This window comes from Ulvibacterium marinum, assembly GCF_003626755.1.
Classification (GTDB): Bacteria; Bacteroidota; Bacteroidia; order Flavobacteriales; family Flavobacteriaceae; genus Ulvibacterium; species Ulvibacterium marinum.
Map to the genome: position 1 here is coordinate 1 of NZ_RBCJ01000002.1, position 24,065 is coordinate 24,065.

General features: G+C 44.2%; 19 protein-coding genes. 8 read left to right on the top strand and 11 right to left on the bottom strand.

From position 1 onward, the window contains the following. Positions 1–112 (top strand): T9SS type B sorting domain-containing protein (locus D7Z94_RS26200; RefSeq protein ID WP_147415846.1); only part of this gene is annotated, 112 nt, incomplete at its 5' end. Positions 113–322: 210 nt separating this feature from the next. Here the strand turns inward: D7Z94_RS26200 and D7Z94_RS07225 are convergent. After that, positions 323–1,000, bottom strand: coding sequence for a hypothetical protein (locus tag D7Z94_RS07225; RefSeq protein WP_120710910.1), 678 nt, complete (start codon positions 998–1,000; stop codon positions 323–325). Between the two features lie 882 nt (positions 1,001–1,882). On the opposite strand from D7Z94_RS07225, the gene D7Z94_RS07230 reads away from it, so the two are divergent. Together D7Z94_RS07230 and D7Z94_RS07235 are read left to right on the top strand one after the other, a co-directional pair. Beyond that, entirely contained in the window at positions 1,883–3,463 is a 1,581-nt protein-coding gene (locus D7Z94_RS07230; RefSeq protein WP_120710911.1) for an FG-GAP repeat domain-containing protein, read from the top strand. A 66-nt stretch (positions 3,464–3,529) separates the two neighbouring features. Continuing rightward, on the top strand, positions 3,530–4,579 hold the full coding sequence (locus tag D7Z94_RS07235) for a sialidase family protein (protein ID WP_120710912.1): 1,050 nt from the start codon (positions 3,530–3,532) through the stop codon (positions 4,577–4,579). Positions 4,580–4,657: 78 nt separating this feature from the next. On the opposite strand, the gene D7Z94_RS07240 is transcribed toward D7Z94_RS07235, so the two are convergent. Continuing rightward, positions 4,658–6,142 (bottom strand): Gfo/Idh/MocA family protein, encoded by a 1,485-nt coding sequence (locus tag D7Z94_RS07240; protein ID WP_120710913.1) that lies wholly within the window; start codon positions 6,140–6,142, stop codon positions 4,658–4,660. 205 nt (positions 6,143–6,347) lie between these two features. Here D7Z94_RS07240 and D7Z94_RS07245 point away from each other — a divergent pair, with 205 nt between their 5' ends. Both D7Z94_RS07245 and D7Z94_RS07250 read left to right on the top strand, forming a co-directional pair. Then, on the top strand, positions 6,348–6,614 hold the full coding sequence (locus D7Z94_RS07245) for a hypothetical protein (protein ID WP_147415847.1): 267 nt from the start codon (positions 6,348–6,350) through the stop codon (positions 6,612–6,614). A gap of 111 nt (positions 6,615–6,725) precedes the next feature. Further along, positions 6,726–8,003, top strand: coding sequence for an AGE family epimerase/isomerase (locus tag D7Z94_RS07250; protein ID WP_120710915.1), 1,278 nt, complete (start codon positions 6,726–6,728; stop codon positions 8,001–8,003). Here the strand turns inward: D7Z94_RS07250 and D7Z94_RS07255 are convergent. Genes D7Z94_RS07255 through D7Z94_RS07270 form a run of 4 tightly spaced genes read right to left on the bottom strand, consistent with a single transcriptional unit; the run spans position 7,998 to position 13,220 of the window. Beyond that, a complete protein-coding gene (locus D7Z94_RS07255; RefSeq protein WP_158594599.1) occupies positions 7,998–8,957 on the bottom strand; it encodes a metallophosphoesterase family protein in 960 nt (319 codons plus the stop codon). The two genes, D7Z94_RS07250 and D7Z94_RS07255, sit on opposite strands and share 6 nt — an antisense overlap. Next, positions 8,944–11,400 carry a hypothetical protein gene (locus D7Z94_RS07260; protein WP_120710917.1) on the bottom strand — a complete coding sequence of 819 codons (2,457 nt, stop codon included), beginning with the start codon at positions 11,398–11,400 and terminating at the stop codon, positions 8,944–8,946. Before D7Z94_RS07260 ends, D7Z94_RS07255 begins: the two co-directional genes overlap by 14 nt. A gap of 11 nt (positions 11,401–11,411) precedes the next feature. Next, positions 11,412–12,230 (bottom strand): HpcH/HpaI aldolase family protein, encoded by an 819-nt coding sequence (locus D7Z94_RS07265; protein WP_120710918.1) that lies wholly within the window; start codon positions 12,228–12,230, stop codon positions 11,412–11,414. A gap of 18 nt (positions 12,231–12,248) precedes the next feature. Continuing rightward, complete coding sequence (locus D7Z94_RS07270) at positions 12,249–13,220, bottom strand: D-2-hydroxyacid dehydrogenase (protein ID WP_120710919.1); 972 nt, start codon at positions 13,218–13,220, stop codon at positions 12,249–12,251. A 233-nt stretch (positions 13,221–13,453) separates the two neighbouring features. Here D7Z94_RS07270 and D7Z94_RS07275 point away from each other — a divergent pair, with 233 nt between their 5' ends. From D7Z94_RS07275 to D7Z94_RS07285, 3 genes are all read left to right on the top strand, one after another. Next, positions 13,454–15,817 (top strand): GH92 family glycosyl hydrolase, encoded by a 2,364-nt coding sequence (locus D7Z94_RS07275; RefSeq protein ID WP_120710920.1) that lies wholly within the window; start codon positions 13,454–13,456, stop codon positions 15,815–15,817. Between the two features lie 297 nt (positions 15,818–16,114). Next, positions 16,115–18,256 (top strand): ligand-binding sensor domain-containing protein, encoded by a 2,142-nt coding sequence (locus D7Z94_RS07280; RefSeq protein WP_211341759.1) that lies wholly within the window; start codon positions 16,115–16,117, stop codon positions 18,254–18,256. Between the two features lie 38 nt (positions 18,257–18,294). Continuing rightward, entirely contained in the window at positions 18,295–19,674 is a 1,380-nt protein-coding gene (locus D7Z94_RS07285) for a DUF3748 domain-containing protein (protein ID WP_120711971.1), read from the top strand. A gap of 20 nt (positions 19,675–19,694) precedes the next feature. Here the strand turns inward: D7Z94_RS07285 and D7Z94_RS07290 are convergent, their stop codons facing one another. From D7Z94_RS07290 to D7Z94_RS07310, 5 genes are all read right to left on the bottom strand, one after another. Next, on the bottom strand, positions 19,695–20,621 hold the full coding sequence (locus D7Z94_RS07290; protein ID WP_120711972.1) for a dihydrodipicolinate synthase family protein: 927 nt from the start codon (positions 20,619–20,621) through the stop codon (positions 19,695–19,697). 191 nt (positions 20,622–20,812) lie between these two features. After that, positions 20,813–22,036: a sugar MFS transporter gene (locus D7Z94_RS07295; RefSeq protein WP_120710922.1), complete on the bottom strand. Its 1,224-nt coding sequence runs from the start codon at positions 22,034–22,036 to the stop codon at positions 20,813–20,815. 97 nt (positions 22,037–22,133) lie between these two features. Next, positions 22,134–22,763, bottom strand: coding sequence for a D-sedoheptulose-7-phosphate isomerase (locus D7Z94_RS07300; protein ID WP_120710923.1), 630 nt, complete (start codon positions 22,761–22,763; stop codon positions 22,134–22,136). 20 nt (positions 22,764–22,783) lie between these two features. Then, positions 22,784–23,758 (bottom strand): ROK family protein, encoded by a 975-nt coding sequence (locus tag D7Z94_RS07305; protein WP_120710924.1) that lies wholly within the window; start codon positions 23,756–23,758, stop codon positions 22,784–22,786. A gap of 7 nt (positions 23,759–23,765) precedes the next feature. Then, positions 23,766–23,951: a hypothetical protein gene (locus tag D7Z94_RS07310; RefSeq protein WP_120710925.1), complete on the bottom strand. Its 186-nt coding sequence runs from the start codon at positions 23,949–23,951 to the stop codon at positions 23,766–23,768. Positions 23,952–24,065: the final 114 nt, after the last annotated feature.

The following is a 24,065-nucleotide window of genomic DNA, read 5'->3' on the forward strand; positions in this document are numbered from 1 at the left end:
CGGCTGGGACGGTACCTTTCGGGGCGTAGCCATGCCCTCATCGGACTACTGGTTCCGCTACGAGCTCCAGGGAGGAAGGGCCTTTACCGGGCATTTTACCTTAAAACGGTAAGAGCAAAACAATTTCGTACTTACACCTAGAATATTGCTACATGAAGCCAATCTGTCTGGCGGATTGAACAATCGTTAAATTGGGCTGGTTTGCATCTGTTGACGGTATCAAATGAAAAAGCCCCATAAGATATGGGCTTTCGCAGCGAGAGGGCAAACTGGCTAAGTTTAATTGATACCAGAGTCCAAAACAAGAGATGCTCTAGCCATTCTATTCGGATGTGATTACCAGTTTTTTTGGACTAAGTTCAAATACTTCATCAGGGACAATGGATTTTTTGATGCTGGTCGCTTCTGAAATGGATTTGTAAAGCCCTTCATAAGTATTCTCGTTTCGAATGCTGATAGCCTTTGCTAATTGGACATATCTATTCCAAAACCCGGAATTATAATCCTTATACATTTTAGGGTTCAATTTATACTTTGTGCTGTAGTAATGCATTCCTTGGATAATTAACGGTGGATAATCAGGATGAGTTGTCTCATATTTAAGGACCACATATGCACATTTTTTTCCGAGTACTCTTCTTTTATCCTTTTTGTTCTTTCTTATTTCAAGTAGCGTGCTATTATTTTCTACCAAAGGCGTTTTTACGATCGTATCCTTTTTTTCAAACTCCAAATAAATGTATCCTTCGTCCAAGCGAACTATCTCTTTGGACCATCCATATTCTGCGCTTGAGTTGTAAATAATTACATACTTGTCTTCCTTGATATGGGCGGTAAATGAATCACCGAATTCCTTTTTTAAGTATTCGACAGGGAGATGCGGTGTATATGAATCGTATTCAATTTTAAATTCAATTTGGCCTTCAAAATACTTTTGGGAATATAGTGCTCTGGAAGAAAAAAGTAAAAAAAAAATGACTAAAGGAAGTATGCTTTTCATGGGGTAAAGGTATAGAAAAATAGAACTGGGACATAGGCCATAAAATGATGTTATTTTTCAAATTGTCTTGTTCCGTTTCCCAATGTTTGACCATGATAATTAAGAAAGCCCCTATTGGTAGGGGCTTTTGTAGCAAGAGGGAGACTTGCCTGCCCGTCTACTGTCGGGAACTCCTGACCTCAAGGTTATGAACTCAAATTATAGGTCCGCCCTGGATCTCATAGCTTCAATCCCCACGAAGGCGGGCAAATGATGTGGACTTCCTATTAAACCTTTTCCGCTTGCATTTTTCGATAATCGGCATTGTTGTGAGGTTTCTAGCCAGATATTTGCCGGAGTTTAACCGTTTTGTCGGCTTCTGCCAACAATCATCGATTCGGATCACAAAGGGAAACTACCTACACGTTGGCTATTTGGATTAGACGGAATAAATTATTCTTACCCTGCCATCCGGTACCAATTGACCCGCCTCGAATTGGTTTTTCATTGTGCACTAATCTATCCCATAGGCTTCGAAAAAGGAGCCTACCATTACGACCGTGGCCCCTTTTAAAAGTTTCTTTTTTGATATAAATATTGGGGCAAATGGACTTTTAAAGATATTGAAATCCTTACTTTTAGCCTATTGCTTTCAAGCTTTGATGTAATAAGATTGGCTATTGTGATTCTATGTTTTGTTTGCGTTCAAATGGTTTCCGTAAAGGTAGTCCCTTCCTCTATTTTTATGGAGGGTAGGATACTACAATGCAATAGCGAATCAGTAGTATGGGCCCAGAGCAATGTTACGGAACCCAACTTGTTCAAAGGTGCAGGTTTGCCCGTTTCCGTTTTTAGCCCTGAAGAGTATTAGGAATTTTTTAACTCATTGGAATACAGTTTCTTATGAAATTATTGGTTTTGTTATGTCTAGCAATAGGTTTGGTCTTTTCCTGTAATCAAAAGGACAAGGCGAAAAAAGCAAAGTTTGATAATCTACCCGTTACGAATCTTACTGGGAAGGAGTTGGCGCAAATTCATTGTGCTAGTTGCCATGCTTTTGTAGAACCGGAATTGCTTCCCAGGGCCAGCTGGAAGGACGATGTACTTCCCGCCATGGGCAATCGTTTGGGAATATTTAATGGAGACCGACAACCGGATAGTATTTTTGGCTCTCCACGCGGTCGTGCTATCATTAATCAGGCTAAAATATTTCCTGAGAAACCTTTGTTGGCCCGGGCAGATTGGCTAAAACTGACCCAATACTATATTGAAAATTCCTCGGACTCCCTGATTCCGGCAATAAAGTACAAACCGATTAACATGGGACTTGAACATTTTAAATATAAGGAGCCCCAATATGCCAGTAGGCCACCATTTACATCCATGGTAAAAATACGTTCAGGGAACAAGGGACTTGTATTCGGTGATAGCAAGCCGAGAGGAAGTAGATTGACTTTTTTAACTCCCGATCTAAAAAAGGAGTTTGACGTATCCTTTCAAAATACTCCTGTCGATTTTTATGAAAAAAGGGACACGATATATCTAACCACTATCGGTAGAAACATCTTTCCCAACGATTTCATGGACGGGGGTATCCAAAAAGTACCTTTCCATCATGAGGGTTCGCCTCCAAGCCCTGGGACAACCATTGTATCGGGGCTTCAACGGCCGGTGGATATGGCCTATGGCGATTTAACCGGCAATGGGCTAGAAGATATTGTGGCATGTGAATTTGGCAATCTTACAGGCAAATTAACATGGTTTAAGAATCTGGGGAATAACACGTATCAAAGAAACATTTTAAAGAAAAGTCCCGGTGCTATTTCGGCAATTATCAAAGACTACAACAAGGACGGACACAACGATATTTTTGTGCTCATGGCACAGGGCGATGAGGGGGTGTTCTACTATGAAAACTTGGGTGATGGGACTTTTTCCGAAAAACGGATACTTGTTTTTTCCCCGCTCAACGGCAGTCAATACATTGAACTTGCCGATTTTAACCAGGATGGCCTTGATGATATTGTTTATGTATGTGGGGACAATGCGGATAAAACCCCCATATTGAAGGACTATCATGGTGTTTATGTCTATATCAATGATGGAAGCTTCGCCTTTAAAGAGAAATACTTTTATCCCCTCAATGGGGCATATAAGGCCATGGCAAGGGACTATGACCTTGATGGTGACCTGGACATTGCCGCTATATCCTTCTTCCCGGATTATCTGGATCGGCCCGAGGAAAGCTTTGTTTATTTGAAGAATCATGGCAATTTGAAGTTTGAGGCATACACCTTTCCCCAATCCCCCCAAGGGCGTTGGGCCGTAATGGATGCCGGTGATATTGATGCGGATGGAGATATTGACCTGGCACTTGGCTCGTTTGTCTATTTTCTGGCCAAGGGAGACACAACGGGGCTTAGTAAGAGATGGTTAACAGAAAGTCCTTCTGTTATTTTGTTGGAAAATACGATAAAACCATAAAGTGTCCGTCACTTTGTAACGACCACTTTGGAAAAATATAAACCACTTTCATAAATGTGATACATAATGGAATCCTATTCTCGAAATTTCAATGTCCTGATTCTCGTTGTTCTTTTATCTTCTACAGGCATCATAGCCCAAAATTCACCAGAGCACGATGCCATCCTATTCGTGGAACGTATTTGGGATCGGGCGGCACATAACGCCTTCACCAGTAGTATACATTTCAATGGAAAGCTGTACTGTGCATTCCGGGAAGGAAATGGGCATGTTTCGGATATCAACGGAAGTATACGGGTAATTTCATCCGAAGATGGCCAAAATTGGTTGTCGGTGGCTTTGATCAGTGAACTTGGTATTGACTTGAGGGACCCTCAATTGTCCGTAACCCCTGATAATAGGATTATGTTGAATATTGGCGGCTCAAAATATACGGGTGGTAAATTGGAAGGTATGCGCCCAAAGGTAAGCTTTTCGGATAATCAAGGCACATCGTTCTCAGATCCGCAAAATGTTAGGTTGGATGAGAGGATAAAGACCAAAAAGGACTGGTTATGGAGAGCAACTTGGCACAAAGGTAAAGTCTATGCAGGGGTATACCAACCTACAAAAGAGAAATCGGTTCAGCTCGTAGTAAGCGAAGATGGAATCAACTATGATTACATTACCACCTTTGCAGTCGCCCATGGAAATGAGACTACCCTTAGGTTTAGGTCAAATGATCAAATGGTAGCGATAGTAAGACGGGGGAGCAACAATAACGGTGCCATAGGTTTTAGTGATCCGCCCTATGAAAATTGGAAATGGAATGCCCTGGATAAGAAATTGGGAGGACCCGATGTGCTATTGCTTGAAACAGGAACCATCCTTTGCGCCACTAGGGAGTATAATTTAGGTTCGGAAAGCAAGACTATCCTTATAAAGGTTGATCCAGAAGGCGCTACAACAAAACTCTTAACCCTACCCAGTGGAGGGGATTGCAGTTATCCAGGGCTTGTTTTAAAGGATAGTACCTTGTTTGTTTCGTATTACTCCTTGCATGAAGAAAAAACAGCAATATATCTGGCCCGTATTGCCATGGCAAACGCAATGTTTGAGAACGGCAACGGACAGTAAAAATATAAAGGTAAATTGGAAAAATTCGGATTATTGCTGATAGCCGTATTCGACTTGCCCCTTTTACACCAATTATTCCTAAACTACTTTGGGTACTACATAACCCTTTCTATAATCCCGACTTAGCATTTTATTTGCTTCCTTGTCACGTACAAATGATTCGGCCTTGCCGTCTATCTTCAATTCCCTACCCAATCTGTAAGCAATATTGGCTATGAGGGGCAGTACCGAAGATTTGTGCCCAATCTCAATAGGGCAACTCAATGCCGACCTATCATTATTGCGTATAGATGAAATAAAGTTGTCAAAAATACCTTCCCCACCACTTCCGGTCAGGTTCGATGCGTCGTAGGAGTCATCTTTTTCCCCAGAAGTTAGTCCGGGCTCGTTCTTTCTTCCAAAGAAGGTCTGCCAGTTGCCACCAGCATCGATTTGCATCCAACCTTCCGTGCCCAAGATGATAGTTCCAATTTTAATAGGTCGGGTATCGCTATTGGCCGATATTCTTCCATCTCCGGTGATATTGATATCGGGCAGTAATACGCCCTCAGGATTAGTAAATATGCCTCTTGTACCGAATTCCAATATTTTACCATCGGCATATTCAAAGAGCGATGTTTGAGTATTGGGTGTCTCCTGGGCCGAATTATAGCCGTAGTAACCCCCCATGGAATTTACGCGAACGGGCAGTTCGTCCTTGCCCAAGGCCCAGCGCGCAACATCAAATTGATGTGGTCCTTGGTTGCCTGTATCCCCGTTTCCATAATCCCAATGCCAATGCCAATTGTAGTGAAATCGATTTCTGTTAAAAGGCCTTTCCGGTGCAGGCCCCAACCACATATCATAATGAACCTTTTTAAGGTAAGCTTCGGTATAGGGCGGTTCGTAATGGCTCGATTCTAGGTTCATCCTAAATTTTTCGCCCGCCTTCATGGGCCCATCGGGGTATTTACCGATATCGGCCCTGGGTTTAAAACAGAGTCCGCGGGTCATATATACCTCGCCCAGCTTACCGTCCCTAATAAATTTGATGGCCCTCTGGGTATTTGTAATGGATCGGTTTTGAAACCCTACCTGTACCAATACATTGTATTTGTTGGCGGCTTCTATCATTTTTTGCCCTTCATAAACATTATGACAAGAAGGTTTTTCAACATATACATGTTTACCCGCCTGGGCACCCCAAATGGTGGAAAGGGCATGCCAATGGTTTGGCGCGGCTACGGAAACGGCATTGATTTCCTGATCATCAAAAACCCTGCGCATATCCCATACGGCTTCCGGGCGGTACCCTCCAAAGGCCTCCACCTCGTCCAAGCGTCTTTTAAAGAGATTTTCGTCAATATCCACCAAATATTTAAGGTGAATATTTTTCATTTTACCAAAATTATGAATGTGGCTTCCTCCTCTACCACGAATACCGATAACGGCCATTTGCAATCGGTCGTTGGCTCCTAGGATTCGGCTATATGATAAAGCACTGGTGGACGTTAAGAGGGCCGCACCCGCAAGTCCGGTAGATCCTTTTTTGATGAACTTTCTTCGACTAAGTTTTTTTTTCATGTGCTACTATTTTGTGTTTGTAATAAACGGAATCCCTAGGAATCATACTTCAAGAATTCTGTCATTTTTTGAAGCTTGATATACCTTTCGGAAAGGATATGCGCTTGGCAAAACCTCGTCATTGTCATTACAGTTTTGCACAATACTAAAAATATATATTTGTTTTATGTCATGACCATGTAAGTTGTTAAATTAAATCCATTCTATGGACGTTATGCCCATCCAAGGGAAAAGGGAAAATATTTCGTGTATTTTGGGCAAAATAGAAGAAGCGGTCGCCGTGAGCGCCACCCTATATTTGTTGATGCCCGATCAGAAAAAAAAGGAATACTTGTGGGGACAGGATCGTAGCGGACTCTGGGATGGTCAATGGATAGGCATTGCAGCAAAGAATTGGGAATTCGTATGCGCTTTGTTGGCAGTCCGGCCCGTGTTTAAGATTGCATCTACCCTGCATAGACATTGGGTTTAGTCCCTTGTTAATGGGATAATGGAGAGTTCTCCTAGTAGATAGGGCAATAATAGGGGTTTTATGGACCAATAGGGTCTTGAATGGTCCCTTCTTCAAATTAAATCTGTAAGTATGCCCGATTATAAAGGTAAATTGTTAGCACTCAAATCAGAGGCCGAAAAACACTTGAACCAAGAACTGTTGCCGTTTTGGTTAGACCGTTGTAAGGATACGGCCAATGGTGGTTTTATCACCCATTTTGATAAAATGGGAGAGGACAGCGGTGAGGATGAAAAATCAATGCTGGCTCAGGCCCGCTGCGTGTACACCTTTTCTTCGGCACACAGGGCAGGCTATGGCGAGGGAAAATGTCTTGAATATGCCAAACACGGCGTTGATTTTCTAATTGACAAGTTTTGGGACGATATCCATGGCGGCTTTTTTTGGACTACCGATAGGGCCGGCCAGGTGACCATTGATGAAAAAATCGCCTACGGACACAGTTTCATTATCTATAGCTTTAGTGAATATACCTTGGCATCAGAGGATCCAAGAGGACTTGAGTATGCCGAAAAATGCTTTGACCTTTTACAAAAACATGCAGTAGATACCTTTTATGGAGGCTATTATGAAATGTTTCGTAGAGATTGGACCCTCAAAGGACCCGGTGCATCGGGCGGGGATCGAAAAACATTGGATGTGCATATGCATCTTATGGAGGCTTTTACCACCCTTTATGAGTGCAGCGGAAAAGAGGTGCATCGGCGTAAGCTCCTGGAGATAATCCATGTATTGAACCAAAGAATAGTCCATCCCAAATACCTAACAGGCATTCCGCAATTTACGGTAGATTGGAAAGTGGCCCCACAGATTAAGTTCGACATCGTTTGGGGATGGGATCGTTTCACACAGGATGGTGTTAAGGCCGATGCCGAGGATAATACCAGCTATGGCCATAATGTGGAGTTCGCCTGGTTGTTGATGCACAGCCTTGAAATAGCCGACATCCCTTTTTCGGAGTATGAGACACTAATTCGTAAGCAGTACGACCATGCCCTGGCCGATGGCATCGATTGGGAGTTTGGCGGGGTCTATGTAGAAGGATCGCATGCCGGTGGAGTAACGGACCGTGAAAAGGAGTTCTGGCAAAATGCAGAGATGCTCATTGCACTTCTGCAGGCTTGTTTGGTGTTTGATGCTGAAAAATATCTACCCGCATATGAAAATGTGCATCGCTTTGTGTTCGATAAGATAATCGACCATAAGGTAGGAGAGTGGCGTCCCCTTTTAACCCGACAAGGCGAGCCTATATGGGAACATATGAGCCACAGTTGGAAAGTCAATTACCATTCGGTGCGCGCCATAATACAATCCATTGAACGGATTAGGGTTTTGATTGGCAGATTATGATTTTCCATGGCCTTTTGTCTTAAGACGTTCGGCTTCCCATCCATGGTCGATGTATTCCCATGAAAAGGTATCCCCCGCAATTTTGACTTTCACAAAACCTTCTTTGGTATTATGCCTTCTGCCTTTCCAGCCGTTTCCGGCTATGGAGCCTCCCGTAAGAAAGTGAAACCTATCATTTATAAAACCAAATTCCTTCCAATGGATATGGCCCTGTAGCACCAACTTTAAATTGTGGTTTTCAAGAAGTGTAAATACCTCGTGGGCATTGCCCACCTGTCTACTGCTCGGCTTACCGTGCAACTGACCGTAGGTACATATCATAGGGATATGGGTAGTTATTATTACTGGGGTTTCAGGGGCAACGGTCTTCAGGTGTGCCTCAAGCCACTGAAGCTGGTCTTTGTTAAAGACCCCTCTATAGCGTTTGTTTTCGGTAACATCTAGGGAGTTGAGAGTAATAAAATGCCACCCTTTATGGTCAAACGCATAATAGGTCTCGCCAAAATGTCTTTCCCACATACCATATTTGTAATCCGGATGTTCTTCCGTTTCCGGACTCTCTTCATAGATGGCGAACAGATCATGATTGCCAATACAATTATAAACCGGCATTTTAAATTTTTGTTCCATTTTTTTATAAAGCTGGAACAAGGCCTCGCTTTTTTCAAAATTACCCCGCATTACATCGAATACCAGATCGCCTCCGGTTATCACAAAATCGGGATTAAGGGCATTTACCTTGTCAATGGCCATTTGAAAACCTTTTGGGGCGTTCATTTCGGGTTTTAGGTGTATATCGGTCAAAAACACAAATTCGAAAGCATCTTCCTTCTTGGTCCCGTTAGGACTTTTGGGGCTGTTGGCGTAGGTAGGATGTAAAAAAGGGATCGCGGCTGCTGCTGCTCCGGATCGAAGTAAAAATTTTCTCCTGCCGATAGTATTATTCTTTTTCAAAATAGGTAGTTTTTGGAATGTCATTTTTTAGTATCCAAATCTCGGAGACCTGTGTTCCTCTTTCACCCTCTCCACATGTCCAAGTGATATGGATTTTACCATCCTCAAGACAGGTCTCGGGAATCTTGAATTCGTAAATGGGTTGCATGCCGGTTTTTATGAAGTCATGAACTAATACATTGTCAATGGTCATTTTAACTCTGGACGGAAACCTTCCGGTATAGGCAACCCGTACGGAATAAGATTCGTTAGAGTCCAGATCTTCATAGGTCATTTCAAGTGGGTTATCATAAAGGGTGGAGATCTGGTTCGTCCAAGCGAGTGGGGTATACCTGCCGTCAAAGCCCTTGGCAGAAACCTCGTGTACCCATTCTTCTCCACTTAGGCCAACCCCGAAAGCGACCCGGGGCGAAGCAAGGTTCCCAGGGTCGTACCGCCTATCTTTTCCCTTGGTTACACGTTTCCAACTTTGGGGAGACCCTAAGTTGTCATAAAAACCCCCGGGACCTGGATCGGTACGTTGCAGCATGGTTTGTATCGCCTTACGCCTTTCAGATTCGTTGGGCAGGTTTTTTATGGCCATTAATTGATCCGCGAACCATAGTACATCGTTCAATGGCTCGTCGATCGTATCTATAAAATTACCCCGCCCGGGCATTGCCCCATGTTGCTCTATGGTCAATTGGGCGCCAATGCTAGTGAAGAGGTTGTCCGCCAGTTGAAGACAACGCGCTTTCCATTGTGGCATAATAGGGGTTTCAACTGCTCTTGCCAACGTTTTTAGAGCTGTTCCAATTGCGGTTTGGCTGCCCAAGGTTTTGGCCGATGTTAAGATATCCCGTGCTCGTTGTTCCAATTCGGTTTCATAGAGCAACCTTCGGTATTGGTAAGCATCGAAATACGCTCGGAGCAGGCCCATTTGAAACCTAAAATTGGCAAGGACCTCCTTGGGAGCCTTTTTTTCAAGAGCTTGCCATTGGTGTAGTGTTCGTAGGACCAAGTGGTTTCCCAATAAAGGCCCGTCAAGGTTATTTTCCAATGCCAATAGCCCTTGGGCAACCCCTTCGGTGTAGTCAGGGCCTATAAAATACCTGGCATAATCGCGTAAGGTTTCTATAACCGGTGTTTCGGGATTCCAATCTTGGTCGCTCCATACAATCTTGTTCACGTCATCGTTGGTACCTTCCGAATAGCTTATGCTTCCTTGGGCATATTCGTCCAGGGCGTTGTGTATAAACTTTTGATCGTAGGGCCGCGGATTAATACATTCTCGTCCCAAAGTAATGGCATATGCCAGGTCCCATTTGGGCACAGGATATTGGCTGCTTAAACTATGGGTGATGTCCGGGTACCGACGAATGGGAATATCGGGATGGATGCGTTCTCGGATTTCTTGAATCGGGGTCTTGATCCAAGGACCAAAAACGATGCCACCAAACCAATCGTACCCCTGGTTTATATGGGCATAAAAGGCATCATACCACTTTTTTGTCGGCCTAAAAACTTGTGGTGAAACCCATACTTTTGCTTTGGGATGGTATTTATGAAGAACCGAGGCGACCTTGTCCAACCACCTGAAAAGGTTATCAGGAGTAAGGTCCCCGGGATCTCCGCCGGGAACAAAAAGGGCATCCAATCGTTTTACCTGTTTGAAGACCCTATGCCGTTCATCAATTTCGACCTGTAAAGAATCAGAATGGGTATAGTCCATACCCATATTGGGATACCACATCCAAACGTCCACTCCATAGCTGTCGCAAATCCTTGACTGCTCGGCAATCATTTCAATGGCCGGCATTTCCATGTGAACGCTGCTGAAATCGTCATCCGTTCGGGGAGGTACGATTTCGATACTATTGGCACCAAAAATGACGAGGTCACGAATATACCTATCGAATTGGGCAACCGAGAAAGCATCGTAGGCATTGGTTTTGGGCCTGTAGCCAAGTTGGTGCCCTCGAATGGGGTTTTTGGGTGTAGATGCCAGTTTTAGCTGTTCGGGTATCAATACGCTACCAGGGGATAATATCGCTTTGCGCAATAACTTGCCGACTCCGTATAAGGTTCCACGTTCATCATGACCAATAACCAGAACGGTCCGTAATTTAGGCAGATTTAACAGCTTGTACCCTTCTGGGCCGATAGCGTCCATTTTCGTAAGAGGCTCTAGCAGGCTTTTGGGTAATTTCTTTAATTCGCCTTCTATACCGACCAGGATTTTGGGACGGGAATTTGTAGACCATTTTTTAGCGATAGGTAAGCTAATGTTGCTTTTCAGGGCGATTTCCTCCTGTAGCACTAGAACTGCCCTTTGTGCCAGTTTGCCCTTGCAACTGAGACAAGCGATTTCCGATTTGGAAAAATCGTTTGTTTGGGCTTTTAGGTATAGGCCACCGGACAATAAAAACCAAATAACAATAAAGGGTACCCGTATAGCTCTCATAGTTGGATCGGTTAGATGTTTGGTCCGGAATCTTCCATGAAATTCAAAGTATCGCCACTAGCTTGTTTGATCTGTTTGAGGTCTGCCTTTAGCTTTTCGGCAAAAAGGAACAAATCCGAACTATGTAGCACAATGTTGGCTCCTTCTTTCACCCATTTGATCTGCTGGTCAGGGTGCTTCGGAAAATGAATCCCGGCCGCAATCTGTTTGTTTCGTGCTTTTTTAATGATGTTTTGTACAGTGGCCTCAAAAACGGGGTGATCATACTGTTCGGGCAGACCTAGGTTTATGGAAAGGTCGTGGGGCCCTATAATAACGGCATCCAAACCTTTGACAGCCAATAGGTTATCAATATTGTTTAGCGCAGCGCTACTTTCAATATTGATCAGGCATAGGCCATCTTGGTTGTAAGCACTCAGATACGCCTCCAATTCGGGTGTAAGGACTTCTTTTCCGGAGAGCACATTTTGTAAACGGAACCCCTTTAAAGGGCGGAGTTTCGTGGCTCCGACCAATTGTTTTACCTCTTCCGTATTTTCAATATATGGGGCGAGCACGCCTATGGCACCGGCATCTTTTGCCATGCAGGCCAAATAGGGGTCAGGACTGGGAATACGGACAATGGGCGACAGGTTTAGAGCGGCGTAGGTTTGACACATGGTAGTCAATTGGGCTCTATTCAAGGGGATATGCTCCGTGTCGATAAAAACAAAATCCAGCCCCGCTCCCTTTACCGCTTTGGGCCATATGGCCGAGGGAGATACAATACAGGTACCGTAAATGGTTTTGTTTCCGTGTAATTTTTTGTTTAACGATTCAAACTTTTCCATAACAACAAAATGGTTTGGTCAGGGGTTTACCACATTGATTGGATTTCCTTGCAGAAAAGCCTTTAAGTTACCCACTGCGATGTTCATGAGCCTTGTTCGCGATTCTTTGGGTGCCCAAGCTATGTGGGGCGTAATAAGGCAATTATCTGCGGTCAGTAAGACGTTGTCGGGCGACATGGGCTCCTGATTCACTACATCGATTGCCGCCCAAGCCACCTTGCCCGTGCTCAACCCAGTTTTAAGATCGTTTTCAACGATAAGTGGCCCTCTGGCAGTATTAATGATCATAACCCCATCCTTCATTTTGGCAATGTTTGCGTTATTGATTATTCCTTCGGTCTCCGCCGTCAAAGGGCAGTGCAAACTAATGATATCCGATTGGGCCAAAAGCGTGTTCAAATCGGTATAGCGACAGTTGGGAGTTTCCAGTTCGGGCCGTTTTCTATTGGCTGTTGCCAAAACGTGCATGCCAAAGGCGTTGGCCAATCGTCCAGTGGCCTGCCCAATACGTCCAAAACCAATTATTCCCATGGTCTTACCAGCAAGTTCTATCAGGGGAAAATCCCAAAAGGAAAAATCCTTACTTTCTGACCATCGACCTTGCTTTACGGCCCTATTATGGGCTCCTATCTGATGGCAAAGCTCCAATACGAGTGCCATGGTCATTTGAGCTACTGCGGTGGTGCCATAGCTGGGTACATTGGTTACCGTAATGCCAAGAGACCTTGCGGCCTTTACATCCACTACATTAAAACCCGTGGCCAGTAACCCTATGTATTTTAGATTGGGTGCCTTTTGAAGAACGGCTTTGGGCAAGGGGGTCTTGTTCGTAAAAATGACCTCGGCTTCACCGATAACCTCAAGAATTTTGTCGTTCGCATATTCGGTTCGGTCGTATATGGTAAGTGCCCCCAAGGTGCGAAGATCATCCCAACTTAAATCTCCGGGATTTAGGGTATAGCCGTCAAGAACCGTTAGTTTTAAACTCATGGTAAAAGGAATTCTTTAGATAAATAGTATTTCGTAGAGATGCTTGCGTTCGTCCTCTTAAATTAGGCCCTTCCCCACAAATATAGGCAAACCCCTTTCGGAACAGCTACCTAAAATTTATCTTGAATACATGACATATTAACCTATAGGAAATTTTATATGATCTAGCTTTGTTTTTTGTGTTAAAATCATACATGTTTGTCATGTAGCCATTTTTAAATTTTCTAAGAGAAATGCCCTATTCAAAAGCTGTACTTCCTTTGCTAATTATGTTTTTTTCGGTCAGTTTGGCTTGTCAGGCCCAGACCAAAAACCCTGTAGATTATGTAGATCCCTTTATTGGTACCGATTTCTTTGGTCACACTTTTCCAGGGGCGTCCTTGCCCAATGCCATGGTACACTTGAGTCCCGATGTACATACAGAAGGATGGACATATTGCGCGGGATACGTGTATTCGGAAAGCTCTATAATGGGTTTTAGCCACACCCACTGGAGTGGTGTAGGTATGGTTAATGGAGGAGAAGTACTCTTGATGCCGACTACGGCGAATAAACTTCAGATCGTTCCGGGGACCTTGGAAGATCCGGATGCTGGATATCGCTCAAGATTCGAGCATAAGGATGAAACGGCTTCCCCAGGCTACTATTCGGTTTTTCTTAAGGATGCCGATGTAAAAGCGGAATTGACATCCACACAAAGAGCTGGTTTTCATCGGTATACTTTTCCCGAATCGGAAACTTCTCGGATAATTCTGGACCTGGGCCATCAGATTGGCGAAGGAGCTGAAGAAGGAATTTCGGAACTTAAGATTATAGATGATTATCAAATTGAAGGATCCAAGGCGGCAGGTTTGGGCAAGGTTTATTTTGTAGCAGAATTTAGCAAGCCATTTTTATACTATGGCACTTTTGATGCCAGTTATAAGACCCCCGAGTCCAACGGCAGTATTTTTCCTTATAAAAACGCTGAGGCTGGTGATAAGATTGGGGCTTTTGTACAATATCATACCAAAGCGGGCGAAGAAGTATTGGTCAAGGTAGGTATTTCCTATACCAGTGTGGAGGGTGCGCGTAAAAATCTCAAAAAGGAAATTAAGGGTTGGGATTTTGATGAGGTGCATAAGCAGGCCGAGGAAATTTGGAGCTCGGAATTGTCACGGATCAAGGTCGATAATGGAACCGATACCCAGAAACAGCTATTCTACACGGCCCTTTACCGCTCCTTATTGTCACAGTATATTTCTCAAGACGTTGATGGTATGTATTTTGGGGCTGATGGGGAAATCCATAAGGCTAAGGACCATGATTTTTATGGATCTTTTTCCTGTTGGGACACCTACCGCACCCAACATCCCTTAATGACCCTTATAGCTCCTGAACATGTGGACGATTATATAAAATCTATTGCAGCCAAGGTAGAGAACTATGGATGGTTGCCGGCACAGCATTTTTTGAACGTTTATGGCGAGTCTATGGTCGGTGACCATTTGGTGCCTGTAATCGCCGATGCCTACGCCAAGGGATTTCGCGATTTTGATAGTAACCTGCTGTACAAAGCTATGCGCAAAAAAGCCCTAGAACGCCCAAAACCCCCGGTACCCGATCATATGGGGCGCTCCGGGCTACAATACTACAAGGAAGTAGGCTATGCTCCCATAGATAAAGTTACGGAGGCCGTACCCAATACGCTTGAACTAGCTTATGATGATTGGTGTATTGCCCAATTGGCCAAAACCTTGGGGAAATCCAAGGATTACGAACTTTTTAGAAAACGGGCCTACAACTATCAAAATGTCTGGGATAAACAAACCCAGTTTATGAGGCCTAAGACCTATGATGGCAGTTGGTTGCCCGAACTAAAGGACAACGTTCAAGAAATTGTTAGGGAGGGGGACCATGCGTATTATCGGTACTTTGACCCACTTTTGGTAGGTAGGCGCCCAAACCGGCATTATACCGAATCGAACGCATGGCAGTATATTTGGTCCGTACAGCACGATGTTAAGGGGCTTATTGATCTTTTTGGCGGAAAGGCTCCCTTTATTAAAAAACTGGACACATTTTTTGAAATGAGCCCACTTATTAGCCCTCCAAAATATGTGGGTGTTGTAGGAACTATGGGCCAGTACGTTCATGGCAACCAGCCCTCGCATCATGTGGCCTATTTGTATAATTATGCCGGGCAGCCTTGGAAGACCCAATTTCGGGCCCGCCAAATCACGGAGCAATTGTATAGGCCGGGGCCTGGTGGCCTTTGTGGAAACGAAGATATGGGTTCGCTTTCCTCGTGGTATATATTCAGTGCCATGGGTTTTTATCCCGTAACACCCGGCAGCCCCGTATATAGTATAGGTAGCCCTCTCCTGGACCAAGTAAGTATCAATTTGCCGAAAGGGAAAAAATTCACCATTAAGGCGATTAACAATACCAAGGATAATAAATACATACAGTCCGCTAGCTTAAACGGGAACAATTTTGAGCGCACCTGGATCGGTCATGACGAGATTCTTGATGGCGGAGTCCTTGTCTTTACAATGGGATCTACACCCAATAAAAAATGGGGGATAAACGGACCACCGTCTTCGATGAGTAAATGAACCCAAGAGGAGTTCAAGAAAAACCCTATACTATCCTAACGTTTTTTGATGGAATCTGATTTAATGATGTTGTTCTAGATAAAATAACATTGTTTGTGCGCAAAATTTAAGAAGGAAAGCCATTCGAAATTGAGTTAATTTGTAGAGGAACGTACCGTTCTGGGCTAACCAAAAGTTTAATTTTCCTATGGCAACCACATCCTTATGAGAAATGTATTCCAATTTTGTTTTGTATCGGTTTTTTTGCTCGTTAGCTGTAATCAAGTCTCCGAAAAGGGCCAAAAACCAATGGGCCAAATGCCCGTTTACCAAGATGTTCCCTATTTGCAAGATTTCGCCATAAAATATGACCTTACCGATGATGTTCTTTTGCTGGCCGCCTATGCGGACAGAAATGGTACAATTCAGGCAATCTCCTCTAATGGGCTGTACCGTACGCATGATGGTCAGTTTTTATATCCAGGTGTTTTAACGCCTGATAAGACCTATCGCCCGCTAAGGGATAAAAAGTTGTCCGGCATGACTTTGTATAAAAATCAATTTGTGTATCTGGACGATAAAGCCGTGTTAAGCAATGCCTGGGCAGGAAATTTATATCTAAAACACGATTTACCCAATGCGAATATCATTGCCGCGGGAGGTGATTTTCTATTTCTGATCAGTGATGGTACTACGCTCCAGTTTTTATCCATGGCCAAAACGCCTTGGCAAGGGCAATTGGAAGGGGACATTGTTCAGGATATTCTGTTTGATGCGTCCCGTGAAAAATTCTGGGTTTTGGGTCAAAATACGGTTTCTAGCTTCAATATAAGTACAAGTGAACTTAAAACCGTGCTCCGGGGATCCGATTTTACCTCCTTCGCGATTTTGGACAATAAGGTAATCATTGGCACCAATTCGGGGTATTTTGCGATGGATGCAATATCCGGTGAGCGAGTGGGTGACAAACAGACCAAATTGCCGGTAATAGAGATAACGGATCTGGAAGCTATAGATGGGGACCTTTGGTTTGGTTCAGCCCAGGGTGCGTTTAAGTTACGGAAAGATGGTAAATTCGATTATTATTATGGGAAGCGTTGGCTCCCGGGGAATAAAGTAGTACATATTTCAAAGGGTACCGATGGCTCCATACTAGTAGTTACCGATGCCGGACTTGGCCAGATCGTATTCAAGGAAATGACACTTTTTGATAAGGCCCAATACTATGATAAACAAGTGCGCAACAGACATATTCGCTTGGGTTTTAATGCCTCTTTAACGGACTTGGAGCGAGGTAATATTGATTCGGGGCGACTTACGGATTCCGATAATGACGGGCTTTGGACTACCATGTACCTTGCAGGGGAGGTCTTTCGGTATGCCGTTACCCAATCCGAAGAGGCCCTGCAAAATTGTAGGGAATCCATGGAGGCTATGGAACGCCTCTTCAGTATTAATCCTGTTCCCGGGTTTCCCTCACGTTCTTTTGAAAGGAGCGGCTATATCGAGGTTTTGAACGACCCACATCGCTGGCAACATACCGATGATCCCGAATGGGATTGGAAGGCCACCACAAGTAGTGATGAAGCCATAGGCCATATTTTTGCCTATGGTGTTATGGCCGAGCTTATGGACAATGACCTAAAGGATAGGGCGATTACCCTAATAGACACTTTAATGAGCCATGTGGTACAAAACGATCTGTATATGGTAGATTTTGATGGGAAACCTACTACTTGGGGCAAATGGAACCCTGAGTATGTGAATGCCAGGCCAAAGATGGTGGGAGACCGAAAATTAAACGCCTCCAACATTATTGGTATGCTACAGACGGCCTATTATTTTACCGGGAAGGAAAAGTACAAGGAAAAGGCATTTGATCTTATGGATAACCATGGATATTTCGAAAATCTGATGCGGCCCATCAAAGAAATAGGGCCTGCCCCGGACGATGCAGACGACTGGAGCAAAATGTTGTCCGAATCCTGGAACCATTCTGATGATGAAATGTATTATGTAGGGTACTGGGGGCTGTACAACTATGCTTTTAACGATACTTTAAAGGCAAACTACAAAAAGGCCATTATAGATCATTGGGAAGTGGAACGGCCCGAAAAAGAAGGGGCTTGGAACATTATGACCGCACTTACCGGAACTCCTGAATTTGATTTGGAAGAAGCGGCTTGGTACCTTAGGGAACATCCTATGGATCTTGTAACATGGGATATTAAAAACAGCCACCGAAAGGATATCGATTTTGTTCCGCCAAATTTTAGGGAACAGACCATCCGTGAAGTTCTGCCTCCTGATGAACGGCCCATACAACGGCATAACTCCAACATGTTCCGATTGGATAAGTTAGGGAGGGATGGCAGGCAAGAATATTCGGCCGGAGATATTTGGTTATTGCCTTATTGGATGGGAAGGTATTTAAAGGTGATAAGTGAACCACAACTTTAAATCGTATAATGCTGGGTTATAGTTACAGTCGTATAAAAATGGCCAGGCAGTTAAGGATCATCGCACAGTTGTGGATATCACTTTGCTTGGTTGGGTTCCTCGCTTCATGTACCAAGGATAGTTATAGGACGGAGCGTCAGCTTACGATTGATTTCTCCCAAAACCATGATCTGGATAATAACGATAACTTTTCACCGGACGACCAATGGCTGGTGTATGATACAAGAACAGAGGAAGGTGGGATAGGCGGAAATGGCAAAATTGAAAAGGTACATGTAGTTACCGGCGAGCAGGTAACGCTTTACGAGTTAGACCACAACAAGGCCTTTGGTCCCGGAGTTGGTGCCGTAAGCTACAGTCACACCAACAATCAAGTGGTTTTTATTCACGGACTTTTGAATGCGTCTACCGACTATCCGTATGAACAGTGGAGGAGGACCGGGGTAATCGTGGAGGACGATGCTCCCGGTATTCCTTTGTTTATGGATGCCAGGGACGTTTCCTTTCCATTTAACCCCGGAGCGTTACGGGGAGGAACACATCGTCATGAATGGAGCGGTGATGGCCAATGGATCGGTTTTACCTATAACGATGCCCTAATGAAAAAAAGGGAAGATTCTACCGGGGTAAACTACAATTTGAGGACCATTGGCGTATCAAAAAACGAGAAGAAGGTAATTGTAAAGGACTCGTTAAAGGGAGATAATTTTTCGGGCGATTGGTTCAGTGCAGTGGTGGTTCAGGTAGAACCGAATCCAAGGAACGGCAGTGATGAAATCAGTAGGGCGGAGGCCGATAGTTGGGTAGGAACTTATGGTTATAGTAAGGACGATGGTACAAAACAAAGGGCAAGGGCCTTTATTGGCACTGTAAATGATGCAACCGGAAAGGAAGTTAAGGAAGTCTATTTGGTAGACATTCCGGAATGTCTTTCATGTATTGGGGAAGATGGCCCACTTGAGGGTACCAAAACAAGCTTTCCATCGCCTCCTGCCGGAACAGTCCAACGGAGACTGACCTATACCGTGAAATCCAAATTCCCTGGGTGTGAAGGTGTTGTGCGATCCTCGTATGACGGTGCTTTATTGGCCTTTCTGGCTTATGATGACAATAACATCAAACAAGTGTTTACAATTTCACCTAAGGGCGGTACCCCGGTACAGCAGACCTTTCACCCCAGTGATGTACAAAGCGGGGTGCGTTGGCACCCTAAAGAATATCGTATTGGTTATGTTTGGAATAATGCGGTAGTAAGTCGTAAAATAGGGGAGAGGGCGTTTGAAATCTGGACCAAACCTTCAACCGAACCTCCTATGAATCTTGTTTGGTCGCACGATGGAAACACAATTGCCTATAATAAAATTGTGACCAACACTAAGGGCAGATCCGCAAAACAGATTTTTGTCATTGATCTTTAGCCTATACGAAAAAGTTTAGATCACTTCTTGGAATCGATATTCCCCCTTAACGCCTTCAATTGATTTTCAAGTCCAATAATGTTCATAATATGCCCGTCAGCGATTTTTTGATGAAGGGCATCAAATTCCAGAATGGGTTTTCGACTATTAGGAGTATTGTAAATGCCCTGTTTGAATAAGAGACGCTTAAAAAAGTGAATGGAAATATCCAGATGCTGATTGGAAAAGGCCAAAACGGGTAAAATCCGTTGGAACAACTCTTGCGCCTCTTCAATTTTGCCGCTGCTGTAAAGGCGATATATTTCGGTATAGCTATAGTGCATTCCCGTGGGCATAAATGCGTGGACTCCGCGTTGTAGTCCCTCCAACATTTGGGATACGGCCCAGCCGCCGCTTAAATTCAAGCGTCCTTGGGTCAACTTCAATATTCTTGAATACTTAATACCTGCGGGTACGGTTTCGATCTTTAAGCAACGAAAAGCTTCGCATTTATCAAACAGGTTACAAATAAGGCTATCCGGGAGGCCGTTACCGGAAAAGTCCCAGTCTTGGAGCATTATCATTTCCGGACCCAAATGGGCCAGTTCTGAAAAATGGGTTTTAAATTGGGCATCATTCTCATATGGAATCTGAAAAAGTACATTTTTGCAACCCAAGGCCAGGTGTGATTTTAATAACTTTTTACTTGCGGCAAGGTCATTCGCCCCTATTCCTGCAATTACAGGCACCCCTTCGGAAACTTCTAGGACGGTAGCTACCATTTCAAGTCGTTCGGAAGGACTCAATTTGTAGACTTCCGAAGCCATGGCCGGCACCAAAAATCCAGCCACACCTGCTTGTAAGGCGTACCTAACGTTCTTTTTCAAAGCAGGAAAATCTATAGTATCCTCTTTGGTAAAGGGGGTATTTAAGACGGTAACGATACCGTGGAGTGGAAAAAGTTCCATTGTTTTTACGTATTGTATTCCTTTATTCAATTAAATCCAAGGGTGCGTTTTTAAAAAAATAGAATTTTTAGATTGGCCCGTAAACCTTATGGTAGCTAATAAAACAAAGCAGATAAGACATAGGAAGTTCGTTTTTTGATTTCACGACACTGGCGTTTTCTAGTCTGGTTTCAATTTAAACATTTAATTGGCTATTCGGTTATTTTCGGATCCTGCTTTCCGGCTTTGTACCCATGTAGGGCATAGTACCCAATAAAGGCATAACATACCAGAGGAAGCACATAGGAGAGATGTAACCCTACTTCGGGAATATCGGCAAGCATCCCTTGAAGCAAGGGCAATAGGGCACCTCCTACCGGGGCCATGACAAGGATGCCGGACGCTTTGTTGGTATATTCGCCTAAACCATCAATGGACAGGGCAAAGATATTGGACCACATGATAGAATTAAAAAGCCCGACCGCGAGCATGGACCACATGGCCAACCAGCCATTGCTGGTAAGGGTTACAGCCAGAAGTCCCACGGCCGCAAGGGCAGAAATGAAGAGTACTTTTTGGGCACTGACCTTCCGTAGAATGGCCGATCCTAAAAACCGTCCGATCATAAGTCCCCCCCAATACAGGGCGATATAGTTGGCGGCCTTTTTTTCTTCAAGCCCCGCGATATGGGGCTCGCCCAAAAAATTGACTATAAAGCTGCCAATGGCTACCTCTGCTCCTACATAGAGCATTAAAGCTATGGCCCCAAGGCGTAGTTGACGAAAACGTAACACATTGATTTTTAGCTTTTTTGTTGATGGACTTATTACTTGGGGCAGTTTTAATAGTGCAAATATCCCCGCAATGGCAAAGGCGAAAAGGGCAAGGCCCACGTAAGGCCCTTCAACGGCGGCCGCAGCTTCTTTTGGGGTGGCATAGCTCCCGAGTATAAACAATCCACCGAACAGAGGGGCCAAAGTGGTGGCCAAGGAATTAACGCCTTGTGCCAGATTTAAACGGCTGGAGGCCGTTTCCGGCGGACCTAAAATAATGACATAAGGGTTGGCCACCACCTGAAGGATAACACAGCCGGTAGCCATGGTAAAAAGCCCGAACAAAAACAACGGATAGGAAATGGCCCAGGATGCAGGCAAAAAAAGTAATGCGCCCAAACCAATGGTGAGCAATCCCGCTGAGATACCTTTCTTATAACCGATCCGCTCAATGAGCATGCTTGCCGGAATGGCCATCATAAAATAGGCCCCAAAAAAGCAAAATTGAATCAGCATGGTCTCGGTATAGTCCATGGTGAACAGCCCCTTAAAATGGGGGATAAGAATATCATTCAGCGAAACAATGCCTCCCCAGATAAAAAATAGTAACGTCATTAGGGCAAAAGCACCTCTATAGGAGGTTGAACGACTGGTATTTTCCATAAATTGGGTTTTAGGTTAACGTTAGGGTATCGGGACGGAATCGACTATACTTTTTCTTCATCTTTCCGTATATTTTAGGCTCTAAACCTAGCCATATTTAAAAAAAAGTCTCTTCGAGCGTGATGCATAAAGCATGGTATATGGGTAAGTGGTATTCTTGTACTTCGGCAGTTTGCACGGCCGGCACACATATGGCCACATCACAAAGATTCTTTAGCTCACCACCCATTTCTCCTATCAGCCCAAGGGTCGATACCCCTTTTGCCTTGGCCACGATACAGGCATCGATTACGTTTTGTGAATTGCCAGAAGTGCTGATTGCCAAAAGGACATCTCCCTTTTTTCCTAGGGCTACGACTTGTTGAGCAAAGACAAAATCTCCCCCAATATCGTTTAAAATGGCCGATAATAATGCTCCATGGGCATTTAAGGAAACGGCTGGCAGGGCACCTTCAAGTGTCGAGGCCAAAAGGTCTCCCCGGGTTTCCGAAATGGCCCTTAGATTTTTTGCCAACTCTGAATCCACAGTCCGTTTTTTGGAAAAGGACTTCATTAACTCACCCACAATGTGATCGGCATCCGATGCACTTCCCCCATTACCACACAGCAATAGTTTACCTCCCTTTTTATAAGATTCAATGAGGAGTTCGGCAGCGGAACGTATTTCGTTTTCACAAAATGCCAAAGGTGGGTAACGCTTAATAAGGGTTTTTAGAATGCTATTCATAAGCCTGATTTATTCAAAGATTACTGCATGGCAACGCCCAGGGCCGCATAGTCCCCGATCTTATCCCCTAGTTTGGCGGGCACAATTTCACAGGCATCGAATGCCGCTGTGATAGCTTCACGTTTCAAAACCTTTAGGACCAACGGGCGTAGCAAAGCTTCGTTACGGGCATAAATACTGCCAATTACAATACGTTCGGGGTTAATAATATCTACTAAAAGTGCCAATCCTTTACCTAGGTATTGGGCGGTTGTTTCAATAATTTCCATGGCCAATGGGTCTCCCGCATAGGCCGCTTCAAAAATGGTTTTTGCATCAAGTATATCCAAATCCGTAACTGAACTGCAAAAACCGACATTTATAGCTTGTTCTAGTTTTTCGCGTACACGGATCTTGGCCAGTTGGGCTATTCCCCCACCACTGCAAAAGCCTTCAAAGGAACCGGCCTTGCCAAAACCTATAGGCCCTGAATCGGCCATGCGTACGTGGCCAATTTCACCGGCAAGATCGTTTGCGCCCGAATAGATTTGGCCATTAAGGATGAGGCCGGCACCCATGCCTGTGCCAAAGGTGAGAAAAATCATATTTTCAACACCCTGGCCCGCACCCATTTTCCATTCCGCCAAGGCACCGGCATTGGCATCATTCTGTAGGACTACAGGAACCCCAAATTCATCTTCAAATTGGTCTACGATACCCACCTCGTTCCAGCCCGGTAAATTGGGCGGCGATTTAATGATACCCTTTTTTGAATCCAAAGGCCCCCCACAACTAACACCTATTTTGAGCAAACCCTTGGGGCCATACCGTGTCATCAAGGTTTTGATGTGCGCCTTAAATTCCTCCAAAATGGCCTTATGCCCCCGATCTGCCTTAGTTTCAAAGCGTTTTTTGTCCACAAGCCTACCTTTGGCATCCCCCAATACTATGGCACACTTAGTACCGCCAATATCCAGCCCCAAATAATACGAATCAATTTTTAGAGTTTCGTGCATAACCGGTTTATTTTGAACCGAATAATAAATCTATCGAGGCCTGTAATCGCGAATAATCCGAAAAACCATCTTTTTCTTTTAAACTAGCACTGCTTGAAATGACTCCGATCGCGTTTTCCTTACCAAAAAACAAGTGCATCAGGGCGGAATCGATTCCGCCCAAAAAGGTCGTTATGGTTCCTTGGGCTTGCATACTATTTTTGGTACTTCATATTGAAAAATGGCTTCGACTTGCCCTAAGATACTCATTGTTTTATGACTCACAGACCGGTTCCTCAAGATTGTTTTTCTCCTGTTCAAAGTATTC

Excerpts from the sequence above, each read along its gene's own strand:
- D7Z94_RS07225 (WP_120710910.1), bottom strand. The coding sequence starts at position 1,000 with ATGAAAAGCATACTTCCTTTAGTCATTTTTTTTTTACTTTTTTCTTCC.
- D7Z94_RS07230 (WP_120710911.1), top strand. The coding sequence starts at position 1,883 with ATGAAATTATTGGTTTTGTTATGTCTAGCAATAGGTTTGGTCTTTTCC.
- D7Z94_RS07235 (WP_120710912.1), top strand. The coding sequence starts at position 3,530 with ATGGAATCCTATTCTCGAAATTTCAATGTCCTGATTCTCGTTGTTCTT.
- D7Z94_RS07240 (WP_120710913.1), bottom strand. The coding sequence starts at position 6,142 with ATGAAAAAAAAACTTAGTCGAAGAAAGTTCATCAAAAAAGGATCTACC.
- D7Z94_RS07245 (WP_147415847.1), top strand. The coding sequence starts at position 6,348 with ATGGACGTTATGCCCATCCAAGGGAAAAGGGAAAATATTTCGTGTATT.
- D7Z94_RS07250 (WP_120710915.1), top strand. The coding sequence starts at position 6,726 with ATGCCCGATTATAAAGGTAAATTGTTAGCACTCAAATCAGAGGCCGAA.
- D7Z94_RS07260 (WP_120710917.1), bottom strand. The coding sequence starts at position 11,400 with ATGAGAGCTATACGGGTACCCTTTATTGTTATTTGGTTTTTATTGTCC.
- D7Z94_RS07265 (WP_120710918.1), bottom strand. The coding sequence starts at position 12,230 with ATGGAAAAGTTTGAATCGTTAAACAAAAAATTACACGGAAACAAAACC.
- D7Z94_RS07270 (WP_120710919.1), bottom strand. The coding sequence starts at position 13,220 with ATGAGTTTAAAACTAACGGTTCTTGACGGCTATACCCTAAATCCCGGA.
- D7Z94_RS07275 (WP_120710920.1), top strand. The coding sequence starts at position 13,454 with ATGCCCTATTCAAAAGCTGTACTTCCTTTGCTAATTATGTTTTTTTCG.
- D7Z94_RS07280 (WP_211341759.1), top strand. The coding sequence starts at position 16,115 with ATGCCCGTTTACCAAGATGTTCCCTATTTGCAAGATTTCGCCATAAAA.
- D7Z94_RS07285 (WP_120711971.1), top strand. The coding sequence starts at position 18,295 with ATGGCCAGGCAGTTAAGGATCATCGCACAGTTGTGGATATCACTTTGC.
- D7Z94_RS07290 (WP_120711972.1), bottom strand. The coding sequence starts at position 20,621 with ATGGAACTTTTTCCACTCCACGGTATCGTTACCGTCTTAAATACCCCC.
- D7Z94_RS07295 (WP_120710922.1), bottom strand. The coding sequence starts at position 22,036 with ATGGAAAATACCAGTCGTTCAACCTCCTATAGAGGTGCTTTTGCCCTA.
- D7Z94_RS07300 (WP_120710923.1), bottom strand. The coding sequence starts at position 22,763 with ATGAATAGCATTCTAAAAACCCTTATTAAGCGTTACCCACCTTTGGCA.
- D7Z94_RS07305 (WP_120710924.1), bottom strand. The coding sequence starts at position 23,758 with ATGCACGAAACTCTAAAAATTGATTCGTATTATTTGGGGCTGGATATT.
- D7Z94_RS07310 (WP_120710925.1), bottom strand. The coding sequence starts at position 23,951 with ATGCAAGCCCAAGGAACCATAACGACCTTTTTGGGCGGAATCGATTCC.